General features: G+C 68.7%; 19 protein-coding genes. 5 read left to right on the forward strand and 14 right to left on the reverse strand.

All coding sequences use genetic code 11. The features are described from left to right. Positions 1–30: 30 nt before the first annotated feature. Positions 31–666 carry a hypothetical protein gene (locus ACIRRY_RS32015; RefSeq protein ID WP_403979470.1) on the forward strand — a complete coding sequence of 212 codons (636 nt, stop codon included), beginning with the start codon at positions 31–33 and terminating at the stop codon, positions 664–666. A 263-nt stretch (positions 667–929) separates the two neighbouring features. Here the strand turns inward: ACIRRY_RS32015 and ACIRRY_RS32020 are convergent, their stop codons facing one another. The 3 genes from ACIRRY_RS32020 to ACIRRY_RS32030 form a co-directional block, all read right to left on the reverse strand. Then, positions 930–1,571, reverse strand: a complete 642-nt coding sequence (locus ACIRRY_RS32020) for a hypothetical protein (RefSeq protein ID WP_403979473.1) — start codon at positions 1,569–1,571, stop codon at positions 930–932. 68 nt (positions 1,572–1,639) lie between these two features. Continuing rightward, entirely contained in the window at positions 1,640–2,341 is a 702-nt protein-coding gene (locus ACIRRY_RS32025; protein ID WP_403979475.1) for a ribonuclease HII, read from the reverse strand. Between the two features lie 80 nt (positions 2,342–2,421). Beyond that, complete coding sequence (locus ACIRRY_RS32030; RefSeq protein WP_403979478.1) at positions 2,422–3,045, reverse strand: TetR/AcrR family transcriptional regulator; 624 nt, start codon at positions 3,043–3,045, stop codon at positions 2,422–2,424. A gap of 187 nt (positions 3,046–3,232) precedes the next feature. On the opposite strand from ACIRRY_RS32030, the gene ACIRRY_RS32035 reads away from it, so the two are divergent. Next, positions 3,233–4,780 (forward strand): MFS transporter, encoded by a 1,548-nt coding sequence (locus tag ACIRRY_RS32035; protein WP_403979481.1) that lies wholly within the window; start codon positions 3,233–3,235, stop codon positions 4,778–4,780. 212 nt (positions 4,781–4,992) lie between these two features. Here the strand turns inward: ACIRRY_RS32035 and ACIRRY_RS32040 are convergent, their stop codons facing one another. From ACIRRY_RS32040 to ACIRRY_RS32050, 3 genes are all read right to left on the reverse strand, one after another. Further along, on the reverse strand, positions 4,993–5,949 hold the full coding sequence (locus ACIRRY_RS32040; RefSeq protein ID WP_403979484.1) for an ADP-ribosylglycohydrolase family protein: 957 nt from the start codon (positions 5,947–5,949) through the stop codon (positions 4,993–4,995). An 11-nt stretch (positions 5,950–5,960) separates the two neighbouring features. Then, positions 5,961–6,620 (reverse strand): histidine phosphatase family protein, encoded by a 660-nt coding sequence (locus ACIRRY_RS32045; RefSeq protein WP_043677931.1) that lies wholly within the window; start codon positions 6,618–6,620, stop codon positions 5,961–5,963. A 140-nt stretch (positions 6,621–6,760) separates the two neighbouring features. Further along, positions 6,761–7,366, reverse strand: coding sequence for a YdbC family protein (locus ACIRRY_RS32050; RefSeq protein WP_403979487.1), 606 nt, complete (start codon positions 7,364–7,366; stop codon positions 6,761–6,763). A 155-nt stretch (positions 7,367–7,521) separates the two neighbouring features. Between ACIRRY_RS32050 and ACIRRY_RS32055 the strand changes: the two genes are divergently transcribed. Next, positions 7,522–8,055 (forward strand): TerD family protein, encoded by a 534-nt coding sequence (locus ACIRRY_RS32055; protein ID WP_403979490.1) that lies wholly within the window; start codon positions 7,522–7,524, stop codon positions 8,053–8,055. Between the two features lie 18 nt (positions 8,056–8,073). On the opposite strand, the gene ACIRRY_RS32060 is transcribed toward ACIRRY_RS32055, so the two are convergent. The 3 genes from ACIRRY_RS32060 to nrdR form a co-directional block, all read right to left on the reverse strand. Next, positions 8,074–8,769 carry a DUF6215 domain-containing protein gene (locus ACIRRY_RS32060; protein ID WP_403979493.1) on the reverse strand — a complete coding sequence of 232 codons (696 nt, stop codon included), beginning with the start codon at positions 8,767–8,769 and terminating at the stop codon, positions 8,074–8,076. 170 nt (positions 8,770–8,939) lie between these two features. After that, a complete protein-coding gene (locus ACIRRY_RS32065; RefSeq protein ID WP_403979495.1) occupies positions 8,940–11,834 on the reverse strand; it encodes a vitamin B12-dependent ribonucleotide reductase in 2,895 nt (964 codons plus the stop codon). A 165-nt stretch (positions 11,835–11,999) separates the two neighbouring features. After that, positions 12,000–12,551: a transcriptional regulator NrdR gene (nrdR, locus tag ACIRRY_RS32070; protein WP_403979497.1), complete on the reverse strand. Its 552-nt coding sequence runs from the start codon at positions 12,549–12,551 to the stop codon at positions 12,000–12,002. Positions 12,552–13,116: 565 nt separating this feature from the next. On the opposite strand from nrdR, the gene lexA reads away from it, so the two are divergent. Beyond that, positions 13,117–13,896, forward strand: a complete 780-nt coding sequence (lexA, locus tag ACIRRY_RS32075; RefSeq protein ID WP_043677921.1) for a transcriptional repressor LexA — start codon at positions 13,117–13,119, stop codon at positions 13,894–13,896. Between the two features lie 155 nt (positions 13,897–14,051). On the opposite strand, the gene ACIRRY_RS32080 is transcribed toward lexA, so the two are convergent. The 3 genes from ACIRRY_RS32080 to ACIRRY_RS32090 all read right to left on the reverse strand — a co-directional run bounded on the left by ACIRRY_RS32080 (position 14,052) and on the right by ACIRRY_RS32090 (position 20,046). Next, positions 14,052–16,043 (reverse strand): ATP-dependent DNA helicase, encoded by a 1,992-nt coding sequence (locus ACIRRY_RS32080; protein WP_403979500.1) that lies wholly within the window; start codon positions 16,041–16,043, stop codon positions 14,052–14,054. Between the two features lie 517 nt (positions 16,044–16,560). Next, a complete protein-coding gene (locus ACIRRY_RS32085; protein ID WP_403979503.1) occupies positions 16,561–17,517 on the reverse strand; it encodes a GNAT family N-acetyltransferase in 957 nt (318 codons plus the stop codon). A 261-nt stretch (positions 17,518–17,778) separates the two neighbouring features. Continuing rightward, a complete protein-coding gene (locus ACIRRY_RS32090) occupies positions 17,779–20,046 on the reverse strand; it encodes an IucA/IucC family protein (protein ID WP_403979506.1) in 2,268 nt (755 codons plus the stop codon). An 882-nt stretch (positions 20,047–20,928) separates the two neighbouring features. Here ACIRRY_RS32090 and ACIRRY_RS32095 point away from each other — a divergent pair. Then, the gene (locus ACIRRY_RS32095; RefSeq protein ID WP_403979509.1) at positions 20,929–22,158 is read left to right on the forward strand and encodes a trypsin-like serine peptidase; all 1,230 of its coding nucleotides are present in this window, start codon (positions 20,929–20,931) and stop codon (positions 22,156–22,158) included. A 479-nt stretch (positions 22,159–22,637) separates the two neighbouring features. On the opposite strand, the gene hflX is transcribed toward ACIRRY_RS32095, so the two are convergent. Further along, positions 22,638–24,131 carry a GTPase HflX gene (hflX, locus tag ACIRRY_RS32100; protein WP_403979512.1) on the reverse strand — a complete coding sequence of 498 codons (1,494 nt, stop codon included), beginning with the start codon at positions 24,129–24,131 and terminating at the stop codon, positions 22,638–22,640. Between the two features lie 140 nt (positions 24,132–24,271). After that, positions 24,272–25,801, reverse strand: a complete 1,530-nt coding sequence (locus ACIRRY_RS32105) for a M1 family metallopeptidase (protein WP_403979515.1) — start codon at positions 25,799–25,801, stop codon at positions 24,272–24,274. Between the last annotated feature and the right edge of the window lie 112 nt (positions 25,802–25,913).

A 25,913-nucleotide genomic window follows, 5' to 3' on the forward strand; every position in this document is an offset into this window, starting at 1 on the left:
TAGTGTGGGCGCGTAGCCGAAGGGAGGACCGTGACCTTCGGATTCGCTCCGTCCTCCGCGGCATCCACGTCGACGTCTGCCGACCTGTCCGCCGCTTCCGCCAACCCCCTGGCTCGTCTGCTCGAACCCTCCGAATGGGCCGCCGCGGGAATCCCGTTGCTGCGCAATCCGCGCGAGGTCGTCAGCGGGCTGCACTCCCGGCATCGCCCGAGACCGGCGACCGCGATCGTCGCCGTCCTCGACCCGGACGAACGACTGCTCGCGAGCGCCTCGTTCGTCCGGCGGTCCGCCCCGGCCGACGGATGGATGTTCCGCAACGCGCTGCTCGCGCAGCTCCGCCGCGTCATCCCGCACGATCTGCGCCGCCGCACTCCGGTGCGCACGGCCGTGCTGCTCTACTGCCGTGAGGGCGACGCGCGTTGGACGGAGGAGGACGGCGCGTGGATGTGGGGGCTGCGGGACGCCTGCACCCTGCACGGGCTGCGCTGCGGGGCCTACATCACGCTGACGCGTGACGGCTGGCAGGTGCTCGGCGAGGGGCGCGGTGGCCGCAGGCCCAGCGCGGACTCCACGCCGGAACCTTTCGCCATGTCCGAGGTACCGCCCCTGCTGCCCCGCACCGGCGGCGCCGCCTCGGATGTCCTGCGCCGCGCCGCGGCCCGCTGAAACCCGGTCCGGGCGCCGAGCCCGGACCGCGAGTCGGCACCATGGGGAGTCCGCACGCCACGCAGCAGGGCTGGGTGGAGACTCCGTGCACGCCCGGGTCACAGGGTGGCACGCACGGATGAAGTACGCGCGCGGACAGCGCACTTCACGGACCGCACCAGAAATCCGCGCATGCCGGATGGCTCACCGTGCACAGATCGCCGCGACGGCGTTCACCTGACCGCCGTCGCCCTCCGAAAGCCTTCCGGGAACTCCCGGAAGGCTCAGACGCCCGCTCCCAGCGCCGAGTTGATCTGCTGCGACTCGCCGCAGACGATCAGCAGGGTGCCGGCCCGGCCGAGGGCCAGGGGCAGGGCGGTGGTGGCAACGGCGGCTGCGCCTCCGTTGACGGCGACCACGACGACGGGACGGGATGCCGCCCGGCCCGCGACAGCGGCGTCCGCGAAGAAGACGTCGTCGCGCGCGTCGTGCTGCGCCCAGTAGGAGGCTTCACCGAAGGACAGTTCGTGAGCGGCCCACGGGTGCGGTTCGCCGGTGGTGATCACCAGCACGTCACCGGGGGCACGACCGGACTCCAGGAGCAGGTCGACGGCTTCCTCGGCAGCGTCCAGCGCGCCCTCGGCCGAGGCCGGGATCAGCTGGATCTGCGGAGTCGCCACAGCGGTTTCGGAGGAGGCGGGAACAGCCGGACCCGCGGGTCCGGGCTTGGTCACGGCCACGTCGCGCGGCGTACGTTGCGCCGGAGCCGTGGGCCGCAGTGGGCCGGGGCGACCGGGACGCGACGGAGCCGCGGGGCGGGGGCCGGGTACAGGGCGGGGGGTCGGCGCGACGCGGCCACTGGCCGGAGTGGCGCGGGGACCCTGGACACTCTCGTGAATCTGAGGCTCCTCGGGAATGAGAGGCATGAACTGATTTTTATCAAACGCTGGTGCGGCTTGCGGCAGCGGGTGGCACATGAGTGCGAGCGGAACGGTCAGAAGTCGAATCCGAGTTGGCCCTCGATCTTCGGAACGTTTCCCTCCGCCCAACTGCGGGCCTTCTTGAGGTGCCGCCACTGGGGCAGCGCATCAAGATACGCCCACGACAACCGGTGGAACGGGGTGGGGCCCCGCTCCTCCAGTGCGGCCTTGTGCACGGGCGATGGATACCCGGCGTTGGCCGCGAAAGCGAAGTCTGCATGGTCGATGCCCAGTTCGGCCATCATTTTGTCGCGCTGAACCTTGGCGATCACCGAAGCGGCCGCGACCGCCACGCACGACTGGTCGCCCTTGATCACCGTACGAACCCGCCAGGGGTCCCCGAGGTAATCGTGCTTCCCGTCGAGAATGACCGCGTCGGGGCGAACGGGCAAGGCCTCCAGGGCACGCACTGCGGCGAGCCGCAGCGCGGCCGTCATCCCCAGGTCGTCGATCTCCTCCGGAGAGGCGTGTCCCAGGGCGTACGCCGTGACCCACTTGCGGAGTTCCGCCGCGAGTTCGGTGCGTCGTCTGACCGCGATGAGTTTGGAGTCGGTGAGGCCTTCGGGGGGTTGGCGCAGTCCGGTGACCGCCGCGCAGACGGTGACGGGGCCGGCCCACGCACCGCGCCCCACTTCGTCGACGCCTGCAATGACCTTGGCCCCGGTCGTGGCGCGGAGTGAGCGCTCGACGGTATGAGTGGGTGCTTCGTACGGCATGACGCCCCCAGAGTACGCCGCCCGGAACCCCCTGCGACACCCGGGTTTCCCCGGCCCCTCCCAGACCGTTCCAAGCCGGTTCACGCACCGCCCGGTCGGAGTAGCGGAAGCATCAACTGGTCGATCATTTCCTCGATGTCACGGTCGACCCATTCGCTGCCGCACATCTTCGAGCGGTACATCATCATCGCCGGGATGACATCGAAGACATAGCTGTTGGACGCGTCGGCGCGGACCTCACCTCGCTCTATTCCACGGTTGATCGCGTCGCGGAGCATTCTGATCGTCGGTTCCACGACCCCTTCGAAGATCACGCCGTGGAACCGCTCCGCCTGCACGGTGTCGCATTCGTGAATCACCGCACGGAGGGCGAATCCGGGGCGCGAGAACATCGCGTCGCGCGCCCGCGTGCACAGCGCCAGCAGATCCTCGCGCACATTGCCCAGGCCGGGCGGCCCTTCCAGACGCGGCAGTCCGGCCTGCAACGCGTCCGCGACGAGGTCCTCCTTCGAAGACCAGCGCCGATAGACCGCAGCTTTGCCCGTCTGGGCACCGGCGGCGACGCCTTCCATTGTGAGGGCGTTCCATCCGACCGTACTGAGTTGTTCCAGCGCGGCGTCCAGGATCGCGCGTTCGAGCACGGCACCACGACGACGGAGGGAGGCCGCCTGAGCGGGGGCGGCCGTCCAGCCCGAAGTAACCATCTGAGTGTCTCCAGCGAGCAGTGGAATGGGGGATTCCGGGGATCGGGGATGCGTCACTCGGCAGCGACGGGGGATGCGCCGCTCGAAGGCGAGTTAAGTGAACGCTTGCGTTCACTGTCGGGGACTCACTACCGTTGACGCGGCAGTGAACGCGAGCGTTCACTAACACACTTAGGGGGGACCCATAGTGACAACCTCTCAGTTGACTCAGGACCCACGACCAGGAGCGGCCCGCCGGGAGGGGCATCCCGGCATCGCGCTCGCGGTCATCGCGGCCTGCCAACTCATGGTGGTACTCGACGCGACGATTGTGAACATCGCGCTCCCGCACATTCAAGCCGCGCTCAGCTTCAGCACCACCGACCTCACGTGGGTCGTCAGCGCCTACACCCTCACCTTCGGCGGTCTGCTGCTCCTCGGCGGCCGGGCCGGCGACATCCTCGGCCGGCGCCGGGTGTTCATCACCGGCATCCTGCTCTTCACCTTCGCCTCGCTGCTCGGCGGACTCGCCCAGGAACCATGGCAGTTGCTGGCCGCGCGCGTCCTCCAGGGCGTGGGTGGCGCGATCGCGTCGCCCACCTCGCTGGCGCTCATCACCACCACGTTCCCCGAAGGTCCCGAGCGGAACAGGGCGTTCGGGGTCTTCGCCGCGGTCTCGGCGGGCGGCGGCGCGATCGGTCTGCTCGCGGGCGGCATGCTCACCGAGTGGCTCGACTGGCGCTGGGTGCTCTTCGTCAATGTGCCGATCGGCCTGCTGATCGCCGTGCTCACGCCGCTGTACATCAGTGAGTCCGAACGGCACACCGGCCGGTTCGACATCACGGGCGCGCTCACCTCGACAGCGGGCATGGCATCCCTCGTCTACGGCTTCATCCGCGCGGCGGACAAGGGGTGGCGCGACAGTCTGACCATTGGGTCCTTCGGCGCGGCCGCCGTCCTGCTGTTGGCCTTCGTGATCATCGAGTCCAGGGCCAAGGAGCCGATCACCCCACTGAGGATGTTCGCCGACCGCAATCGCTCGGGCACGTACGTGATCATGCTGAGCCTGGCCGCCGCGATGTTCGGCATGTTCTTCTACATCGTGCTCTTCGTGCAGAACGTGCTGGGGTACAGCCCGATCCAGGCAGGGCTCGCCTTCCTGCCGGTGACGGTCGTGATCGCGGCCGGTGCGGGACTGTCCCAGCAGTTCCTGCCGAGGTTCGGACCACGGCCGTTCATGCTCGTCGGCTCGGCCCTCGCGGTGATCGGGCTGGCGTGGCAGACCCTCATCAGCTCGGACAGTTCGTACGTCGACGGAGTGCTCGGCCCCATGCTGGTGTTCGGCTTCGGCATGGGCCTGAACTTCGTGACGCTGACGATCACCGCGGTGTCCGGTGTCGCACCGCACGAGGCGGGCGCGGCGTCCGCGCTGCTCAACGCCATGCAGCAGGTGGGCGGTTCGCTCGGTCTGTCCATTCTGACCACGGTGTTCGGCTCGGCCAGCAGGGACGAGGCGAAGAAGCAACTGCCGAAGTTCCTGGCCAATGGATCGGCAGAGCAGAAGGCCGAGTTCGGCAAGACACACCAGTTGCCCGCGCCATGGGGGCATGAGGTGCTCGCGCACGGCATCTCGACGGCTTTCATCCCGGCCGCCGCGATGGCCGTACTCGCCCTGGCCACAGCCTGGTTGGTGATCCGGGTCCGCAAGAGCGATCTCGACGCCCTCGCGGGCACGGCGGGTCCGGGGATCGGCTGACCGGCCGGGCCCGGTCAGGACCCGGCCGACCGACAACGACGAAGACCTCACATGCCACCCCCCTACAACTGCCGAGTCCTGTCTGCCGTATGGACTCATGAGTCACACAGCGGCTGCCGGGACAACGGCCGGGCGGTCACAGAGAGTTCCCGACAGGCACAGAGAGTTTCAGTCGCGTGCGGGGGCGTTGCCCGGGCGAGGAGTTGGGGGCGTCAGACGGACGTCGGAACCCAGCCCGGCAGTGCTTCCGTCTGCTCCACCCACCCGGCGGGCGGCGTCCCCGCCTTCCCGCCGGCGATCACGCCGCCCACGATGGCGCAGGTGGTGTCCACATCCCCGCCGACCTGGGAGGTGGCCCAGAACGCCCCCTCGTAGTCACCGAGGCCTCGCGCGGCCGACCAGAGAGCGAACGGGACCGTGTCATGAGCGGACGTACGGCGACCGCAGCCCAGTACGGCCGCGACGGTGCCCGGATCGGCGTAGTCGAGCATGTCCCGGGCACGCCGCAGGCCCGCGCCGACCGCGCTCTTCGGTACGAGTGCGATGACGCCGTCGAGGAGCGCTTCGGGGCCGGGTGGGCCGTCGGGGGCGGCGGCCAGCGCGGCGGCCGCGGCGACGGCCATGGCGCCGACCACGGCCTCACGGTGCTGGTGCGTGGGGTAGGCGGAGATCTCCGCCTGGTGGGTGGCCTGCTCGGGGTCGTCCGCGTACCAGGCGCCCAAGGGCGCGATCCGCATCGCCGCGCCATTGCCCCATGATCCCTGTCCGTTGAAGAGCGCGGCGGACAGTTCGCGCCAGTCGCCGCCTTCACGGACAAGGCGCAACAGCCGGTTGACCGCAGGGCCGTAGCCGCGGTCGAAGTCGTGGTGCTCGGCGAAGGAATGCGCCAGGGCGTCCTGGTCGATGCGTTGGTGGGCCGCCAGGACGGCGACCACGGAGCCCGCCATCTCCGTGTCGTCCGTCCACTGCCAAGGAGCCGGAGGCAGTTCGCGGCGCTTGAGCAGCGGGTGGTTCGCCGGCACGAAGAACTGCGAGCCCAGCGCGTCCCCCACAGCAAGCCCCCGAAGGCTGGCCAGGGCCCGGCCCAAGCGCGCGTCGGGAGAGTCGGGAGAATCCGAAGAGTCGAGGTCGGGACAGTCGAGAGAGTCGGGAAAGGAGTCAGAGGTCATCGCTCCGCACCCTATCCACTGATCCCGTACGGTTCCGGGTCTCGCCAACTGTCGAACGGCCGGTCCAGCGCGTACCGGCCGTCGTCTCCGAGAACGAGCATCCGCATCTCGGCGTTCCCCGGATTCGACAGCGACTCGAACTCCGCGACCGTCCAGTGGAACCAGCGCATGCAGAACAGCCGCATCGCCAGGCCGTGTGTCACCAGGAGCACGTTCGGCGGGTGGTCGGGGGCCTCGAAGCTGCGGTACAGGCTCTCCAGGAAGCCGCCCACCCGGTCGTACACGTCGGCACCGGACTCGCCCTGGGCGAAGCGGTAGAAGAAGTGCCCGTACGCGTCCCGGTACGCCTTCTGGAGGCGTACGTCGTCCCGGTCCTGCCAGTTCCCCCAGTCCTGCTCGCGCAGCCGGGGTTCCTCGCGTACGCGCACGAGGTCGGGGTCGAGGTGGAAGGCGCGGAAGGTCTCGTGCGTACGCCGGTACGGGGAGACGTACACGCTGATGCGCTCGCGGCCGAAAACCTCCCGCAGCCGCTTGCCGGTCTCCTCAGCCTGCCGCCAACCCTGATCGGTCAGCGCCAGAGAATGGTCGGGTTCACGCTCGTACACGGTGTCATCAACATTGCCCGTTGACTCGCCGTGCCGGACAAGGACGATGCGCCGTGGTCGTGCCATGCCAAAACCCTAGATCGAGTGACGGCATATCGAGCACTCGTACGGGCTCCATACGGCGTAGGTCACACGAATTCTGCCCGATCGGCCACATAGGGGCGCACGATTCACACACCGGGACGCCGATGGCGTCAGTTTGGATCTCAAACCGTCCAGCTCGGTTCCAGTTGCACGATGTCCCCCGTGAGGGACACGACGTCCGCCTCGATCTGGGCTCTCAGGGCGAGCCGCTCCACCCGCTCGGCGCGGTACTTGCCGTGCTCGGCGGCCGAGTGCCACATCGACAGCACCATGAACTCGTGTTCCGGTGCCTCACCGAACAGCCCTCGGAGCATGCCGGGGGAACCGGCCATCGCCGGATTCCAGACCTTCTCCTGCATCAGCGTGAAGTGCTCGGCGCGCTCCTCGTGGACACGGCACAGGGCCACCCGCACCAGATCGGCATCAGTGAAGCGCGGCTCGAAGCCGGTCTTCACGTCGAAGCGATGGTCGAACAGCTTGACCTGCGCGTCCTTGAAGGTGCCCGCCTGGGCCGAGGCCAGTCGGTCATGTGATCGGGCCATGAACGAGTCGTAGAAGGCACGGCTTTCCCAGAACGCGAAAATGTGTGCCACTCCTGGCCGCGCTCTGCTCCAGCCTCCCCCCTGTCCCCGAAATCCCGGCTCCCCCGGAAGCCCCGCCCACTTTCGCTGCCCGCGCTCGAAGCCGCGGCGGTCCACCACGGTGCAGCGAATCCACTTGACCAGCACCGCGCCATCGTAAGGCCACCTGGCGTGGCGCCGGTCACGCTCCGGCGGAGATCGTCGGCGCACACGCCCCCGCGCGCGTGGCACGATGGACAACGAACGCTGATTGCCCAGCAGTTGGGGCGCGCGATCAAGGCGAACGGGGAAGGGGAACTGTGGTGAACGGCCTCAGCAAGGGGATCCGCAAGGCCGAAGTCGGGCTCCAGTGGGATCCGAGTCCCACCGGGCAGCCGCCCGTCGATCTGGACATCGTCGCCACCACGTATGTGGCGGGCGATCTGCACGGCGCTCCCGCGTATGCGGTGCACTTCGACAGCCGCTCCCCCGACGGCACCATCTATCTCAACCGGGACAGCAAGGACGGCAAGGGCTTCGGCTGGGACGAGGTCATGACGCTGGAGCTGGACCGGCTCGCCGACCGGTACGCGCGCGTGGTGGTCGGCGTCGTCATCCAACAGCGCGCCGCCCATCGCACGTTCGTCAACGTCCTCAACCCGAAGCTGCGTATCCGCGAGGGGTACGCCGTTCTCACCGAGCACGACTTCGGTGACGTGCTCGGTGCGACGGCGGCGACAGTCGGGGAGTTCGTCCGGGACGAGTCCGGAAGCTGGGACTTCCATCCCGGCATCCGGGGCTTCGACGACGACCCCGCGACCTTCACCAGGACGATGGGCAGGGCGCAGCAGTCCTGACCCCATCGGGACGGCGCGTCAGCCGGCGGTCCAGCCCGGGACCGTCGGCAGCACCTCCTCGGCGATGCGGAACAGCGCCTCGTCGTCCGGCGGCACGTCGTCCTGCCGCCAGATGGATATCTCGAAGGAGTCGCCGCCGTCCTTCGCGCTCGTGGAGACCAACAGGCTGCGGGCGATACCTCCGGGGCCCGTACTGGCCTTGCCTCCGCCGAGGCTGAAGCTGATGGCGATGGTCCGGTCCGAGTAGAGGACCGCCGGGTGCCCCAGCACCCTCTTCACCTGCGAGGTCGAGTCCACGTAGCGGGCCGCCTCGGTGATGGGAATGTCGTCGTAGGACGCCGACAGCCGCACCGAATAGGTCTCCAGGTCCACGTCGGCCTCGGGACTGGCGATCTTGGTGCCACCGGCGAGCGTCATCCAGCCCGCACTGCCCGAGGCGCTCTGCGCGTGTTCGTCCGGAGTCCCCAGCAACACCGGAAGATCCGCGCGGTTCAGCGCCGTACAGAGCGCCTTCGGCGAGGCGTACCCCGCCGGCAGGGTCTTGTCCGTGCTCGCCGAGCAGGTCGCCGGTTTGCCCTCCTGTGACGTCGTCTTCGGCAGGACTGCCCCAAGTCCCCACATGCCGCCCACGACACCCCCGACCACCACCACTGCCGCGACCGCCTGGGCCCCCGCCCTCATGCCTCTTTCGGGCTCGACGGAATCGTCGCTCATGCCCCCACCCTCCCCTGTGCGCGCGCTATGCGCGCTGAGGGAGATTAACCGCTGATCGTTCCACTGGGAAACCGGATTCGCCCCGGGCCGGGAAACGCCGAGGGCGGCGAAGCCGGAACACCGACTCCACCGCCCTGAACAGCTAGTTCACTTCAAGCGGATGCCCTGACTCAGCTGCAGCCGCTGGTCGAGCCGCACCCCTCGCAGATGTAGCAGGAACCGGCCCGCTGCATCTTCGTACCGCAGGAGAAGCACAGCGGGGCGTCGGCCTGGATGCCGAGCTGCATCTCCACCAGTTCGGCGCTGGTGTGCACCTGCTGGAGGACCGGCTTGGGAGCCTCGACCACGGCCTTCGGCGTGGCCACGGCCTTCAACTCCTGGGCGCGCGGCGCCGACTGGGCCAGGCCCTCTACGTCGACCTCGTCGTCCGTCGGCTCGTACGAGCCGGTGTCCAGGTGACGCTGGCGCTCCTCGGCGGAGTGGATGCCGAGCGCGGAGCGCGTCTCGAAGGGCAGGAAGTCGAGCGCCAGGCGACGGAAGATGTAGTCGACGATCGACTGCGCCATCCGCACGTCCGGGTCGTCCGTCATGCCGGCCGGCTCGAAGCGCATGTTCGTGAACTTCGAGACGTACGTCTCCAGCGGGACGCCGTACTGCAGGCCTACGGAGACGGCGATCGAGAAGGCGTCCATCATGCCCGCGAGGGTCGAGCCCTGCTTCGACATCTTCAGGAAGACCTCGCCGAGACCGTCGTCCGGGTAGGAGTTGGCGGTCATGTAGCCCTCGGCGCCGCCGACCGTGAAGGAGGTCGTGATGCCCGGGCGGCCCTTGGGGAGACGCTTGCGGACGGGGCGGTATTCGACGACCTTCTCGACCGCGGTCCGGATGGTCTCCTCGGCCTTGGCGGTGACCTCGACCTTCTCCTTCTCCTTGGTCTTGGCGGAGAGGGGCTGGCCGACCTTGCAGTTGTCGCGGTAGATCGCGAGCGCCTTGACGCCCATCTTCCACGCCTCGAAGTAGACCTCTTCGACGTCCTCGACGGTCGCCGTCTCCGGCAGGTTGACCGTCTTGGACAGCGCGCCGGAGATCCAGGGCTGGATGGCGGCCATCATGCGGACGTGGCCCATCGCGGAGATGGAACGCTCGCCCATGGCGCAGTCGAACACCTCGTAGTGCTCGGTCTTGAGGCCCGGGGCGTCGATCACATTGCCGTTCTCGGCGATGTGGGCGACGACCGCCTCGATCTGCTCCTCCTGGTAGCCCAGGCGGCGCAGGGCCTGCGGGACGGTGCCGTTGACGATCTGCATCGAGCCGCCGCCGACGAGCTTCTTGAACTTGACCAGGGCGAGGTCGGGCTCAAGTCCGGTGGTGTCGCAGGACATCGCGAGACCGATGGTGCCGGTCGGGGCGATGACGGAGGCCTGCGCGTTACGGAAACCGTTCTTCTCGCCGAGGTGCAGCACGTCCTGCCAGGACTCCGTGGCGGCGGCCCAGATGGGCGTGTCCAGGTCGTCCGCGCGCGGGGCCACGGCGTTGGCGTCGGCGTGCTGCTTCATGACGCGCAGGTGCGGCTGCTCGTTGCGGGCGTAGCCGTCGTACGGGCCGACGACCGCGGCGAGTTCGGCGGAACGCCTGTACGACGTGCCGGTCATCAGGGAGGTGATGGCACCCGCGAGGGCACGGCCGCCGTCGGAGTCGTACGCGTGGCCGGTCGCCATCAGCAGGGCGCCGAGGTTGGCGTAGCCGATGCCCAGCTGGCGGAACGCGCGCGTGTTCTCGCCGATCTTCTGCGTCGGGAAGTCCGCGAAGCAGATGGAGATGTCCATCGCGGTGATGACGAGCTCGACGACCTTGGCGAAGCGCTCGACCTCGAAGGACTGGTGGCCCTTGCCGTCGTCCTTCAGGAACTTCATCAGGTTCAGCGAGGCGAGGTTGCAGGACGTGTTGTCCAGGTGCATGTACTCGCTGCACGGGTTCGAGCCGTTGATACGGCCGGACTCCGGGCACGTGTGCCACTGGTTGATGGTGTCGTCGTACTGGATGCCCGGGTCGGCGCAGGCCCAGGCGGCCTCGGCCATCTTGCGGAAGAGCTGCTTGGCGTCGACCTCCTCGATGACCTCGCCGGTCATACGGGACGTCAGGCCGAACTTGTCGCCGTTCTCCACGGCCTTCATGAACGTGTCGTTCACGCGGACCGAGTTGTTGGCGTTCTGGTACTGCACCGACGTGATGTCGTCGCCGCCCAGGTCCATGTCGAAGCCCGCGTCACGGAGGGCGCGGATCTTCTCTTCTTCCTTGACCTTGGTCTGGATGAAGTCCTCGATGTCGGGGTGGTCGACGTCCAGGATGACCATCTTGGCCGCGCGGCGGGTGGCGCCACCGGACTTGATGGTGCCCGCGGAGGCGTCGGCACCGCGCATGAAGGAGACCGGTCCGGAAGCGTTGCCACCGGACGAGAGCAGCTCCTTGGAGGAGCGGATCCGGGAGAGGTTCAGGCCGGCGCCGGAGCCACCCTTGAAGATCATGCCCTCTTCCTTGTACCAGTCGAGGATCGACTCCATGGAGTCGTCGACGGCCAGGATGAAGCAGGCCGAGACCTGCTGGGGCTGCGGGGTCCCGACGTTGAACCACACAGGGCTGTTGAAGCTGAAGACCTGGTGCAGGAGGGCGTACGCCAGCTCGTGCTCGAAGATCTCGGCGTCGGCGGGCGAGGCGAAGTACTTGTGGTCCTCGCCGGCCTTCCGATACGTCTTCACGATGCGGTCGATGAGCTGCTTGAGGCTCACCTCGCGCTGCGGGGTGCCCACAGCACCGCGGAAGTACTTGCTGGTGACGATGTTGACCGCGTTCACCGCCCACTCGGCGGGGAACTCGACGCCACGCTGCTCGAAATTGACCGAGCCGTCGCGCCAGTTGGTCATGACGACGTCACGACGCTCCCACTCCACCTCGTCGTACGGATGCACGCCGGGGGTGGTGTGAATACGCTCGATGCGCAGTCCCTTGGTGGCCTTGGTGCCCTTCGCGCGGGAACCTCTTGCCGGACCGCTCGCCGTCTCTGTCATGCCGCCTCCCTCTACAGGCAAAAACGCCCTGAAATGCCACGATGTTCCCGTGGCAGAGTGTTTGTCTGGTGTCACGGCAGCCCACACGCTCATGGCTCCGCGACAAGTCCTGGTCCACCGCCGCCCGACCGGACCCGGGGTCTCCGCCCGGTTCCGGCCCGTCGGTCAGTCGGCGGAGTGGGCGGGCACCGGGACCTGAACAGTCCCTCCGGGCCCGCCGTCGTCTTCCTGGCTCCCCGATACCGCGTCTTCGTCGTCCGCGGCGGGTCCTGGCGTCGCTTCCCGCAGTTCCACGATCGCGGCCTCGAAGTCCTCGAGCGAGTTGAACGCCCTGTAGACGGAGGCGAATCGCAGATAGGCGACGAGGTCGAGCTCCTGCAACGGGCCGAGTATGGCCAACCCGACGTCATGGGTGGTCAGTTCGGCGCTTCCGGTGGCCCGCACCGCCTCTTCGACCCGCTGGCCGAGCTGGGCGAGTGCGTCCTCGGTGACAGGCCGTCCCTGGCATGCCTTGCGCACACCGTTGATGACCTTGGTACGACTGAAAGGCTCGGTGACTCCGGACCGCTTGACCACCATGAGCGAGCACGTCTCCACGGTCGTGAAACGACGGGAGCAGTCAGGGCACTGGCGGCGCCGGCGGATCGACGTGCCATCGTCGGTCGTACGACTGTCGACGACACGGCTGTCGGGGTGCCTGCAGAAGGGGCAGTGCATGGTCTCCAACCCTCCCTCACAGCAGACTCAATAGCCTCGTGAGACCTCTTGGGCCTCTCGAAGCAGCCCCAAGCATAGGCGATGGCCGAGACGCTGGAGACCCGGGGGACCACAACTTCTGGGCTGCTGCCGCAATCCAACCACTAGATGTGGTGATTGGCCCACACAAACACGCCGCACGCGCGTGTCGCACCCGTATTGGCATGTGCCATACGACCGTCCCGTCGCCCCGAACACGCGGGCGCACAGCCGTACCGCCAGGCCACATACGGAGATACCGTGAGCGCGGCACGGAGGAGGCGTGGGGCTCCCGCACAGAACGGGACCGGCCCCCTGCCGCCGGGACACCGGGTGACAGACTGAGGCGACAACCCACGAGGTCACCACCCCGGCGGCGAAGAGTACAACAATGAACTCTTTTGTCCGCCAGGTGCCACGTCGGCCATACACCCAGACGCATGATCGCGACAGGCTATCCGCGGTTTTTCACTCGAACGTGTGTTTGGCGCAACCTTTCGAAAGCAACTACCGTTGTCCAGCAGGGAGACCATCGAGAGGGGCCGACGTGACCACCACCGCAGACAGTGCCACCATCACTGCCCAGGATCGCTCCCAGGGCCGACTCGAGCCGGTGCATGCAATGAACGAAGCCGCGAATCCCGAGGGACACAAGCGCTCCCTGCCGGGCCGACCTCCCGGCATCCGGGCGGACAGCTCGGGGCTCACGGACCGGCAGCGCCGGGTGATCGAGGTCATCAGGGACTCGGTGCAGCGACGGGGCTACCCGCCGTCGATGCGCGAGATCGGCCAGGCCGTGGGCCTGTCCAGCACATCCTCGGTCGCACACCAACTGATGGCGCTGGAGCGCAAGGGCTTCCTGCGCCGCGACCCGCACCGCCCGCGCGCGTACGAGGTCCGCGGCAGCGACCAGTCCTCGTCGGCACAGCCCACGGACACCGCGGGCAAACCCGCCGCGTCGTACGTCCCGCTGGTGGGCCGGATCGCCGCCGGTGGCCCGATCCTCGCCGAGGAGTCGGTCGAGGACGTCTTCCCCCTCCCCCGCCAACTGGTCGGTGACGGTGAGCTGTTCGTCCTCAAGGTCGTCGGCGACTCGATGATCGAGGCCGCGATCTGCGACGGCGACTGGGTGACCGTACGCCGCCAGCCGGTCGCCGAGAACGGCGACATCGTGGCCGCCATGCTCGAGGGCGAGGCCACCGTCAAGCGCTTCAAGCGCGAGGACGGCCACGTCTGGCTCCTCCCGCACAACTCGGCCTACGAGCCGATCCCCGGTGACGACGCGACGATCCTCGGCAAGGTGGTGGCAGTGCTGCGTCGCGTTTGACGGCGGCTGCGGCGGGCGGGCCACATCGGCCCGGCCCCCTGACCGGACCCCGGGACCCCTGCGCCGGTTCCGGGGTCCTGTGCTGTGCGGACTCCTGTGGCAGCCGGTTCTGGGGGCGGTGTCGGCCCAGCACGCCAGGCCGGCACCGCCCCGAATCACTCCGATTCCGCTTCCGATGCCTCTTCTTCCTTCGCCTTCGCGTCGATCGCGGCCAGCGACCTCCGGGCCTGGTTAGGGTCCGTGGTGTACCAGAAGTCGGGCAGTGACGCCTTGAGATAGCTGCCGTAGCGGGCGGTGGCCAGCCGTTGGTCGAGTACGGCGACCACGCCTCGGTCTCCCGACGCGCGGACGAGACGGCCGGCTCCCTGGGCCATCAGGAGGGCCGCGTGTGTGGCGGCCACCGCCATGAAGCCGTTGCCCCCGGCGTCCTCCACCGCCTTCTGTCGGGCGCTCATCAGCGGGTCGTCCGGACGCGGGAACGGGATCTTGTCCATGACGACCAACTGGCAACTGGCTCCGGGGACATCGACGCCCTGCCAGAGCGACAGCGTGCCGAAGAGACAGGTCTTCGGGTCGGCCGCGAAGTTCTTGATCAGCTCGCCGAGCGTCTCCTCGCCCTGAAGCAGGATCGGGTACTCGGGGATACGGGAACGCAGTTCCTCGGCGGCGAGCTGGGCACCCCGCATCGAGGAGAAGAGGCCCAGGGTGCGACCGCCGGCCGCCTGGATCAGCTCCGTCAACTCGTCCAGCATGTCGGCACGATCGCCGTCCCGCGCGGGGCGCGCGAGGTGCTTGGCGACGTACAGGATGCCCTGTTTCGGGTAATCGAAGGGCGAGCCTACGTCGATGCCCTTCCACTGCGGCAGATCGTCGCCCGCGGTGCCCTCGGGGGCGAGGCCCAGGGAGGCTCCCACGCCGTTGAAGTCGCCGCCGAGCTTGAGCGTCGCGGAGGTCAGGGTCACCGAGCGGTCCGCGAAAAGCTTCTCCCTCAGGAGACCCGACACGGACATGGGGGCGACGCGCAGCGAGGCGCCGAAGCGGTCGTGCCGTTCGTACCAGACGACGTCCCATTCGGAGCCGTTGGTGATTCGCTCCGCCACATCGTGCACGCTCTCCACGGAGGCCAGCGCCTGCTTACGGACCGCGTCCTCGTCCTGCACGGACTTGTCGCGGGTGGCGCCGATCGCGGAGATCACCGTACGGCAGGCGTCGCGCAGCGCCATAAGGGCGTAACCGAGGTCTTCCGGGATCTCCTCCAGGCGGCCCGGCAGGGCGAGCTCCATCAGCCGCTCGAAGCCCTCGGCGGCGGTCTGCAACTGGTCGGCGGCCTTCTCGTTGGCCAGCTTCGCGGCCCGGCGCACCGCGCGGTTGACCTGGCCGGAGGTGAGCTCGCCGGTGGCCACTCCGGTGACCCGCGAGACCAGTTCATGGGCCTCGTCGACGATCAGCACCTCATGCTGCGGGAGGACGGGGGCGCCTTCGATCGCGTCGATCGCGAGCAGCGCATGATTCGTGACGACGACGTCGGCGAGCTTGGCCCGCTCGCGGGCCGCCTCGGCGAAGCACTCCGCTCCGTAGGCGCACTTCTGGGCACCCAGGCACTCACGGGAGGACACCGAGATCTGCGCCCACGCGCGGTCGGAGACTCCGGGGGTGAGGTCGTCGCGATCGCCGGTCTCGGTCTCGTCCGTCCAGTCGCGCAGCCGCAGCAGGTCCTGACCCAGCTTGCTGGTCGGGGCTGCCGCCTCGAACTGATCGAAGAGGCCCTCCTCCTCGTCCTGCGGCATGCCCTCGTGGAGTCGGTGCAGACACAGGTAGTTCGACCTGCCCTTGAGCATCGCGAACTGGGGGCGGCGGCGCAGCACCGGATGCAGGGCGTCGACCGTGCGCGGCAGGTCGCGCTCCACCAGCTGCCGCTGGAGCGCGAGCGTGGCGGTCGCTACGACCACCCGCTCACCGTGCGCGAGCGCGGGCACGAGGTAGCCGAGCGACTTTCCGGTGCCGGTGCCGGCCTGGACCAGCAGATGGGAACCGTCGTCGATCGCCTCCGCGACGGCTTCGGCCATGGTCACCTGGCCGGGGCGCTCCGAACCGCCGACGGCAGTGACGGCAGCATGCAGGAGTTCGGGGAGTGAGGGCTTCGTCATAGCCCGACCACCCTACGGGGCGGGACTGACAACCGGGCGATCAAGGCTGCGGGGAGAGGGCGGATCAAGACCGGGGGCTTTGGGGTGGGGGTGGTTTTTGTTCGGGTGGGGATCGGGTCGGTTCGGGGTGGGGACTGTTCTGGATCGGAAGGGGGTTCGTTCGGGGCGTACGGCGGTTGGTTCGGGGTGGTTTGGTTCGGTCGGGGGCCGGTTTGGTTCGGGTGGGGTCGCCTGGCTGGGGATGGGGCGGATTGGTTCGGGGCGATTGGACCGGCTTGGAGAGGGTGGGACGGGCTCCGGTTGTTCGGTGACCCGGCCGGTTCGAGTGGTGTCGGTCGGATTCGGTTGGTGAGGCCGGTCGATCGGGGCACGGGGCTTGGAAGTTGGCGTGTGAAGGTCGACACGTGGATGTCGGCGGGTGGACGTCGGCGCGACGACGGTCGGAATCCGATTCGAGGGAGTGGGAACCGGATCGGGCCGAGCGGTGTACCAAAAGTGATGGCGCCGTCATGTGGCGCTACAGCAGATCACGCAAGGAACGGTCTCGGACCATGAGGGCGGCCCGCTTGGCGGGCAGGTCGACCTCGGCGGAGAACCGGAAACCGGCGCACAGGAAGGCGGCTACGGAAGGGGTGTTGCGAATGTCGGGTTCCGCGACGATACGAGCGCAGGCGGGGCGCCTGTCGAGTACAAGGTCGGCGACTGCTCGAAGCAGGGTGCCGCCCAGCCCTCGTCCTCGATCGGTACCGTTACCGATGAGCAGGTGAATGCCGGTGTCGTGCGGTCGGGCGGGGTAACGGCGGGCCAGGGGATCGAGGTCCGCCCGGTAGATCTCCCAGTAGCTCATCGGGGTCCCTTCCAGCACGCCGAGACAGGGAACGCTGCGTCCGTCACCGGCGAGTTGGGCGCGCAGGTGGTCCTCGGTCAGCGTCTGAGGGCCAGCCAGTTCCCAGAATTCTGCGACGGCAGGGTCGTTCATCCAGCGGTTGATCAGCGGCAGGTCGCGTTCGATGTGGACGGGGAGGAGGTGAAAGGTACCGACGGGGGTGTGGGTCGGGCCCCAGGTGCCGACGCGGTCGAGCAGGTAGTCGCCGGGCGGGACAGGGCAGTTGGGCAAGCCTTCGGAGACAGGCGGGGTGTCCGAGTCGGACCGGGCCGTGCCCTCCGGGCCAGTTGGCCGGTGATGCCGCCTGATGGTGTCGGCCTCGTGGGCGACCGGATCGAGGGCGGAGGGATCGGAGGCCGAGGGATCGGGGGCGGACACGCGATGGTCAACCGCGTCGGGGACTGCCGCACGGTGGAGTACCGCGTCAGCTGCGTCCGCCTCGGCGCAAAGCGCGATGAACTCCTCGGGTAGGCGGAGGTCGAGGGTGTCCTCGCCGTCTGTGCAGGGACTTTGGCTCACGCTCGCGCTGGTGCCTAGGCCAGAGCCAGAGACAGTCGCGGTGTCGGCGCTCGCGTCAGTGGGAGGCACGGTGACGCTCCTCTCAGGAGATGGGGTGGGTCATGTTCCTCAGGTGCGAAGGGAGTTGGTGGTGGTCGGGAATGCTCGGTGCTGGTCGGGATTGAAAGGAGTCGGTGGCGATCGAGGTCGGAAGGAACTGGTGCTGTTCAGAGCCGGAGGCTGCTGCTGACGGTCGAAGCCGCAGACAGTTGTCGACGGTCCAAAGCGGAGGCCGTTGGTGGTGATCGGATCAGGGGGACGGTTGACGATGGCGCTCGTAGCCGACGGTGGTCAGCAGTAGAGGGGGTTCGCGATGGTGACGTAGACGGACTGGGTGTCGACCGGGCCGATGAGTTCGTCGAGGCCGTGCAGCCGGGTCAGCAGGTTGGCCTTGCAGCGCAGGACGGGTGAGTCGAGCAGGCGAGCCGGCAGGGAGGTGCGCAACCGGGCGGGACCGGAGGCCACGTCCCCGAGGAAGCGGCGGAAGGCGGAGAGCAACAACCGCTCGTCGGCGAGGCGTTGTGAGCCGAACGCTCCGATGAGACCGAACACGTTGTTGATCGCGAGGTAGTACGCGAAACGTTCGTCGGTGACCTCGTCGGAGACGAAGGTGTCGCTGTGTTCGCCGATGCCGGGCAGTCGGGCATCGAGTTCCGCGCGCCGGGATGCACGGAAGTAGTAGCCCTGGTTGTCGCGGTAGCGGCCGCCCACGGGCCAACCTTCACCGTCCAGCAGAAGCAACGTGTTCTGTTGATGTGCCTCCAGTGCGATCCCCGCCTCACTGTCCAGCCACAGCACGGGCCGGACGACCTGCTCCAGGTAGCGCAGGAACCACTCGGCGGCGACTGCTCCGCAGGACCGGTCGGTGCGCGCGGCGAGACTCGTGACGACCTCGGCCAGACGGGACCGCAACGGCGGTACGCCGGATGCGGAGTGGCTGGTGTGCGAGGCGGTCGCCGGTCCGCCGTCAGTGGCGCTCCGTCCGATGTACGGCCGGAGTGAGACGAGCCCGGCGATGCAGGACACATCGTCGGACGCGCTGAACGGGTTGTGCCGGATCACCACGTCGATTCCGGCCAGGGGAACACGAGCATTCCGCTCGCCACGGCCAACGCGGTCGACGGCGCTCGCGCCGAGGCCAGCACCCCGCTCGCCCGCACCCGCACCCGCACCCGCACCAAGCTCACCCGAGTCGACGCCGTACCCGTCCAGCGCGTCGACGGCCAGCCACGCCGGGTCGCGGACGATGTCGAAGCCCGGGTGAGCGGCGTGCCAGTGCTGGGACAGGCCGGTGCGGAGCAGGCGGTGCACCTCGACGCCGCGGTGGAGTTCTTTGCGGAGGTTCTCGCGGCGGGAGTTGGTGATACTGAGGCCCAGGGAGAGCTTGAGCATGGCGGGGGCGCCGGATTGGTGGACGGTACGTACGGAGGAGGTGGGGTGCCACGGGGTGCCATGAGGGCCGACGTCCTGGATCAGGCCGGCGCCGAGCAAGGCTGCGATATCGGCTCGGTGTTGGATCTCGCGCCACTGCCAGGGGTGAAGGGGAAGAGCGGCATGGCCTTCGGGCAACGGCAGTTCGGGGCCGGCCAGTCGGGCCGTGAGGCGGGCCGCGGGAACAGGTCGGCCGCGTTCGGTCCAGGCCGAGTCGGTGGCGAGTACGGAAGGGGCGACAGCCAGCCAGCGCAGCGGGAAGGAGCCGCGCAACTCCGGTGAGTACAGGCGGGCTTCGGCCTCGGAGAGGCCCTCGCGGCTCTTCGGGGTCGGGTGCAACGGGTGGCCGAGCAGGAGTGCTTGCTCGGCGGAGAGGAAGAGATCGGGACCGTCGGCCGGGCGGGCGCGGCGGTCGGTGATGAAGGTGACGGTACGGCGGACGGAGTCGGCTACACGGGCCACCAGGTCGGTCACGGTTTCGGGTGCCGTTGCGAGTGCTGTTGCGGATGTCCTTGCCGCTGCCGCTCTCACCGCCTCGTCGACGACCGAGGGTGCGCCGGGGAGTGCCGAGCCCGAGAGGGTGGTGGGTACTGCCGATACGTCGGCGGCTCCGGCTACGCGACCGGCCCCCTCCATCTCCTCGCTCACCGAGATGGTCGCCGCGTTCGCACCCGCTACGGAGCCGCCGCCGCGCACGGCCGTCTCCCTGGCGAGCAACGCCGCGATCGTCACCGCGTCGGCCGGTGGTGCGCCGTGGGAAGCGTGGGAGAGGTACGGGAGGCCGAAGCGGTGCCAGCCCGTCGGGGACCAGTAGTGGACCTGGGCGAGCAGGGCCGTGTTGCTGGCGGGGAGGGGGATGTGGAGGGTGTCGTTGGTAGGGGCAGAGAGGTTCGTTTCCCGCACCCAACAGCGCAGGAGGTTCTCGACGGCTGCAGTCTGGGCTGCGGTGCAGGGGTCGGGGTGTTCCAGGAGGTCGGCGATTGCGCCGCGCGGTCGACCGACTTCCGGGCTGCGGGGTTGCTGCCGGGGAACGGACTCGCCAGAGGACGACGCCGACTCCGTCAGGGTCCGCGTGTGTCGCGGGCTCGCCTCGTAGGAGTGCCCGTCAGAGGTGTGCGTGGGATTCAAGACTGTTCCTCGGGAGGTGTTTCGGAGTGGGAATCGTGTGGGGTCGAGTCCTGGTGTTCTGGGGGGCGTCGAGCTTGGGCGATCTGCAACTGGTGTGGGGGATAAGCCGAGTTGGCGGCTGGCGGCGCTCCGTCCTCCACAGCGGGCGGTCCGGCGTGGCAGTGGCGCCTGGCCGATATGCCGAGTGCAAGCCACGCCGATACATCGACGTACCTGCGCAGAGGCACACGCGAACGCGTCGATCACACCGTCTGCGGCGCACTACCCGGCCCCCTCGGAGCGACCGCCGGTACGCCCGCTTCTGCCATCGGTCTGACCACGGGCCACGGCCTCCGCCACACCAACTGATGACCCGGGTTCCGGTCGTACCCCTCGCCGTCGGACTCACACAGCAGGGCGCCCCCGTCCTGCCCGTGCCCCGACCGGCACCTCGGTCCACCCTCGTGCTCCCCGTCCGCACGCCGACGCCCCAAGGCCCCCTGCTGCACCACGTTCACCACCACGCGCGCACCGCTAAGTCCGCGCACCCCACCCTGAGGGAGCCGCCATCTCCCGTACGCAGACGCCGCGTCGGCCACGGTTCTCTGTCCCTCCCGCTGTCCAAAGGCGAGTTGAGGTCGCGCGTCGCCACGGGCGCAGGGGACCGCGCATCGACAGCAGGCTCCCCATCGCTACCAACCCCGCACCGCCCACGGGGTTACGGGTCGCCTCAAGATCCTTGCCGTGACGGAACCGTTGCCGTTCCGTGGGAAGTCCCCCACAGCGACCGCATAGTGTGTGGTGCCGTTCCCGAAGGCAGTGAGTTCAGCGTGAACTCACCATGAGTTCCGGCTGAGATCACAGCTTGGCGCACCATCCGTTCACCCAGGGGGAGTTAAGACCATGCGATCGATACGGCCGTCCTTCACCGCCCATCGAGGGAGGGGCGCGCGTCGCGGAACCTCCCCCGCGCTGGCCGCCGTTGCCCTCGCCTCGGTGCTCGCGCTCACCGCGACCGCGTGCGGTTCCAGTGACACGAAGGCCGATGGGAAGTCCACCGCATCCGCCACCAGCAGTGACACCGGTGACGGCAAGATCAAGATCCCGGACGACATCAAGGACAAGCTCAAAGAGCACGGGATCGACATCGACAAGTGGAAGAACGGCGCCTGGAAGAACTGGAACAAGGACGACTGGCTGCGCGAGGCCGACGACTACATCAACCCGATCATCAAGGGGTTGTGGAGTTCCGGCCGGATGCAGGACGCCAACGACCCGGACACGGGCGTCGACACCAACGACATCTCCGGTGACCAGGGCGTGACCGACCCGACGCCCGCGGTAGTGGACGCGAAGGCCGTGTCGCCTACGTACCACGCCAACGCGGCGACGGCGGGCAAGGTGTTCTTCGACTCCCCCGAGGGCACGATGGTCTGCTCGGCGACGGTCGTGGAGGACCCGGCGCACCCGGGCAAGTCCAACCTGGTGTGGACGGCGGGCCATTGCGTGCACGCGGGCAAGAAGGGCGGCTGGTACCGCAACCTCGCGTTCGTGCCGTCGTACAACAACGCGGGCCGGACGGCAGCGCAGTTGGAGACCGCGAGCCGGGAGCAGGTCGCTCCGTACGGTGTCTGGTGGGCCGACTGGGCGCAGACCTCGCAGCAGTGGATCGACCAGGGCGGCGAGACGGGCGGGCAGGGTTCGTCGTACGACTACGCCGTGATCCATGTGACGCCCGAGAAGGCCAACGGGGGCAAGTCCCTTGAGGAGACGGTCGGTTCGGCGCTGCCGGTGAACTTCGGAGCGCCGGCCGTGCCGAAGGTGTCCAGCATCACGGCGACCGGCTACCCCGAGGCGAAGCCGTACGACGGTTCCACGCTGTATCAGTGCACGGACAAGCCGGGGCGGCTGTCGATCAACGCCTCGGACCCGACGATGTACCGCATCGGCTGCAGCATGACCGGCGGTTCGTCCGGTGGCGGCTGGGTCGAGACGGGCTCCGACGGCAAGCCGTCGCTGGTGTCCAACACCTCGATCGGGCCGGTGACTTCGGGCTGGCTGGCGGGTCCGCGGCTGGGTGATGTGGCCAAGGGTGTGTACGACTCGGTCAGCAAGAAGTTCGCCGGTCAGTAGGCGCGGCAGGCGCGGCGACAGACACGGTAGGGGGACGGGCGTCGGCGGGGTGCCTCACAGGAACCTCGCCGCCTCACCGGCGATCGTCCTCAACTCACCGGGCACAGCGGGGCGTTGAAAGCGATCACCGGTTTCCACGGGGGGCGTCGCACCACGCGTTCCACACGTACGACCACTGCGTCTCGGCGCGGGCGGCGCACCGGCCGGGTCGCCGCCGTCACCGCCGCCTCGGTCTCCGGCCAGGACAAGGCCCGAGTCGCTCCCTACAGCCCGCGGCGGGCAGAGTGGGCTCGTCCCTCGAACCAGTGGCCTCAGGGCGGTTCGGAAACGGTCGGCGCCGCGCTCGACGTGAACCTCTCGGCACCGGCACCGGCCGTGACGGAGGTCGACTCGATGAGCGCCGGAGCTATCCGTCGTAAGCGCAAAGGCTCGCCCCGGGTGGGACGAGCCTTCGGTGTGAGCTACCGCGTTACGACTGGTCAGGCCAGCGGTGCCGGGACGTACGGCGCGAGGTCCGCCGCCAGTTCCTCGTGCACCCGCACCTTGAGCTGGGTGCCCTCCGGGGTGTGCTCCTCGGAGATCACCTCGCCCTCGGAGTGGGCGCGGGCGACCAGCTTGCCGTGGGTGTACGGCACGAGCGCCTCGATCTCGACCGAGGGGCGCGGCAGTTCGCTGTCGATGAGCGCGAGCAGTTCGTCCATGCCCTGGCCGGTACGGGCCGAGACCGCGATGGAGCGCTTCTCGTTCCGCATCAGCCGCTGGAGCGTCAACGGGTCGGCCGCGTCCGCCTTGTTGATCACGACGACCTCGGGCACCTTGGTGGCGCCGACATCCCGGATCACCTCGCGTACGGCGGCCAGTTGCTCCTCCGGGAACGGGTGCGAACCGTCCACCACGTGCAGGATCAGGTCGGCGTCGCCGACCTCCTCCATCGTGGAGCGGAAGGCCTCGACCAGGTGGTGCGGCAGGTGCCGAACGAATCCGACGGTGTCGACCAGCGTATACAGCCGTCCGCCCGGGGTCTCGGCCCGGCGCACGGTCGGGTCGAGGGTCGCGAACAGAGAGTTCTCGACCAGCACGCCCGCGCCCGTGAGGCGGTTGAGCAGGGACGACTTTCCGGCGTTGGTGTAACCGGCGATCGCGACCGAGGGCACCTTGTTGCGCCGGCGCTCCTGGCGCTTGATGTCGCGGCCCGTCTTCATGTCCGCGATCTCCCGGCGCATCTTCGCCATCTTCTCGCGGATACGACGCCGGTCCGTCTCGATCTTGGTCTCACCGGGACCACGGGTGGCCAGGCCGCCGCCCGAGCCGCCGCCCATCTGACGGGACAGCGACTGACCCCAGCCGCGGAGCCTCGGCAGCATGTACTGCATCTGCGCGAGCGCGACCTGCGCCTTGCCCTCTCGGGACTTGGCGTGCTGAGCGAAGATGTCGAGGATCAGGGCCGTACGGTCGATGACCTTGACCTTGACGACGTCTTCGAGGTGGATCAGCTGGCCCGGGCTGAGCTCACCGTCGCAGATGACGGTGTCGGCGCCGGTCTCCAGGACGATGTCCCGCAGTTCGTTGGCCTTGCCCGAGCCGATGTAGGTGGCCGCGTCCGGCTTGTCGCGGCGCTGGACGACACCGTCGAGCACGAGCGCGCCCGCGGTCTCCGCGAGGGCGGCCAGCTCGGCGAGCGAGTTGTCCGCGTCCTGCACCGTTCCCGTGGTCCAGACGCCGACGAGTACGACGCGCTCCAGGCGGAGCTGTCGGTACTCGACCTCGGTGACGTCCTCGAGTTCGGTGGAGAGGCCGGCGACACGGCGCAGGGCCGCGCGCTCGGAGCGGTCGAACTGGTCGCCGTCCCGCTCTCCGTCGATCTCGTGGCTCCAGGCGACGTCCTCTTCCATCAGGGCATCGGCCCGAAGACCTTCGGGGTAGGCGTGCGCGAAGCGCTCAGTGTCCTGGGAAGGGGAAGAAGAGGAGGTCATTGCGTCCTTACGTCGATGGGAGTCCTGCAAAGGTCATAACGTGCGAGTGCCCCCGGAGATTCCCGGTGACCGGAGATTCCGGGCGATCCGCGCCGCCGACCCGACGATGGTCGCACGGTGCGGATCGCCACGTCACTGCCTTATTTCGCGGGTGCCTGCGACTTCCAGTCCGGGTGACCCGGCATCGGCGGGGTCTTCGCGCCGTAGAGCCAGGCCTGGAAGAAGTCGCTCAGGTCGCGGCCGGAGATCGCGGAGGCGAGTTCCTCGAAGTCCGCCGTGGTGGCCGTGCTGTCGTGGTGGATGTGCACCCAGGTGCGTTCCAGGCGTTCGAAGGCCGGGCGGCCGATCTCCTGGCGCAGCGCGTAGAGGGCGAGGGCGGCGCCGTCGTAGACGTTCGGGCGGAAGATGCTGATCTTCTGGCCGGGTGCGGGCGACTTGGGGAGCGCGGGCGGACCGCCGGCGGCGCGCCAGCCGTCGGAGGCGCCGTAGGCGGCCTTCATGCGCGTCTCCATGGGCCGGTGGGCCTTCTCCTCGGCGTACAGCTCCTCGTACCAGGTGGCGTGTCCTTCGTTGAGCCACAGGTCGGACCAGGCGCGGGGGCTGACGCTGTCGCCGAACCACTGGTGGGACAGCTCGTGCACCATGATCGACTCGACGTACCACTTGGGGTAGGCGGGCTCGGTGAAGAGATCTCTCTCGAAGAGAGAGATCGTCTGCGTCTCGAGTTCGAAGCCGGTGGACGCGTCGGCCATGAGCAGCCCGTACGTCTCGAAGGGGTACCGGCCGACCTTGCTCTCCATCCAGGCGATCTGGTCGGGGGTCTTCTTGAGCCACGGTTCGAGCTTTTCGGCGTCCTTGGCGGGGACGACGTCGCGCATCGGCAGTCCGTGCGGTCCGGTGCGGTGCAGTACGGCGGAGCGGCCGATGGACACCTGGGCGAGTTCGGTGGCCATGGGGTGCTGGGTGCGGTAGGTCCAGGTGGTGTTCCCGCCGACCTTGTCGACGCCGGCCGGGAGTCCGTTGGCCACTGCCGTGTAGGCGTTGGGGGCGGTGACCCTGATGGTGAACATCGCCTTGTCGGAGGGGTGGTCGTTGCACGGGAACACCAGGTGCGCGGCGTCGGCCTGGTTGGCCATCGCGAGCCCGTCCTTGGTGCGCACCCACCCGCCGTCCTGACCCTTGGCGGACACGGGATCGCTGGTGTGCCGCACGGTGATCCGCGTCCAACTCCCCTCGGAAATCGGCCTCTCCGGGGTCACGACCAGATCCTCACCGGCACCGGCGAAGGTCGCGGGTCGCCCGTCGACCTCGACCGAGTCCACGGTGCCGTGCGCGAAGTCGAGGTTGATCCGGTCCAGCGTCTCGGTCGTCCACGCGTCGATCGTGGTGACGGCCTGGAGCGGCTTGGTGTTGCTCCCGGGATACGTGAACGAGAGGTCGTACGACGCCACGTCGTACCCCGGATTGCCCAGGGTCGGGAAGAGACGGTCACCGACCCCCAGAGGCGTGGGCGGAGCACTCGCGGCGACGAGACAGACGGACACGGCGGAGGCGAGCAGCGCCGCCTTCAGCCGTCGGGAGTTCCTGGTGCGCGGCCGTGGGACCGGATCACCGGAGCGAGTGCGGGGGACTTCGATGCCGGTCGTACCGGTGCGAGGGGTGAGCAGCATGCACCACCGCTACCAGCGCACACGTGCCCTACGGCGACGACTCACGCCCGGCCCACTCGAACGAGGTCTTTCGGGGGGCTACGGGGGCTTGCTGTCCGGGTGCGTGTGGGCC

It is taken from the genome of Streptomyces sp. NPDC101776, from assembly GCF_044766845.1.
Taxonomy (GTDB): Bacteria; Actinomycetota; Actinomycetes; order Streptomycetales; family Streptomycetaceae; genus Streptomyces.

Coding starts and splice junctions, on each gene's coding strand:
- ACIRRY_RS32025 (WP_403979475.1), bottom strand. CDS start 2,341: ATGCCGTACGAAGCACCCACTCATACCGTCGAGCGCTCACTCCGCGCC.
- nrdR (WP_403979497.1), bottom strand. CDS start 12,551: ATGCACTGCCCCTTCTGCAGGCACCCCGACAGCCGTGTCGTCGACAGT.
- hflX (WP_403979512.1), bottom strand. CDS start 24,131: ATGACCTCCTCTTCTTCCCCTTCCCAGGACACTGAGCGCTTCGCGCAC.
- ACIRRY_RS32060 (WP_403979493.1), bottom strand. CDS start 8,769: ATGAGCGACGATTCCGTCGAGCCCGAAAGAGGCATGAGGGCGGGGGCC.
- ACIRRY_RS32105 (WP_403979515.1), bottom strand. CDS start 25,801: ATGCTGCTCACCCCTCGCACCGGTACGACCGGCATCGAAGTCCCCCGC.
- ACIRRY_RS32065 (WP_403979495.1), bottom strand. CDS start 11,834: ATGACAGAGACGGCGAGCGGTCCGGCAAGAGGTTCCCGCGCGAAGGGC.
- ACIRRY_RS32040 (WP_403979484.1), bottom strand. CDS start 5,949: ATGACCTCTGACTCCTTTCCCGACTCTCTCGACTGTCCCGACCTCGAC.
- ACIRRY_RS32045 (WP_043677931.1), bottom strand. CDS start 6,620: ATGGCACGACCACGGCGCATCGTCCTTGTCCGGCACGGCGAGTCAACG.
- ACIRRY_RS32030 (WP_403979478.1), bottom strand. CDS start 3,045: ATGGTTACTTCGGGCTGGACGGCCGCCCCCGCTCAGGCGGCCTCCCTC.
- ACIRRY_RS32020 (WP_403979473.1), bottom strand. CDS start 1,571: ATGCCTCTCATTCCCGAGGAGCCTCAGATTCACGAGAGTGTCCAGGGT.
- ACIRRY_RS32095 (WP_403979509.1), top strand. CDS start 20,929: ATGCGATCGATACGGCCGTCCTTCACCGCCCATCGAGGGAGGGGCGCG.
- ACIRRY_RS32080 (WP_403979500.1), bottom strand. CDS start 16,043: ATGACGAAGCCCTCACTCCCCGAACTCCTGCATGCTGCCGTCACTGCC.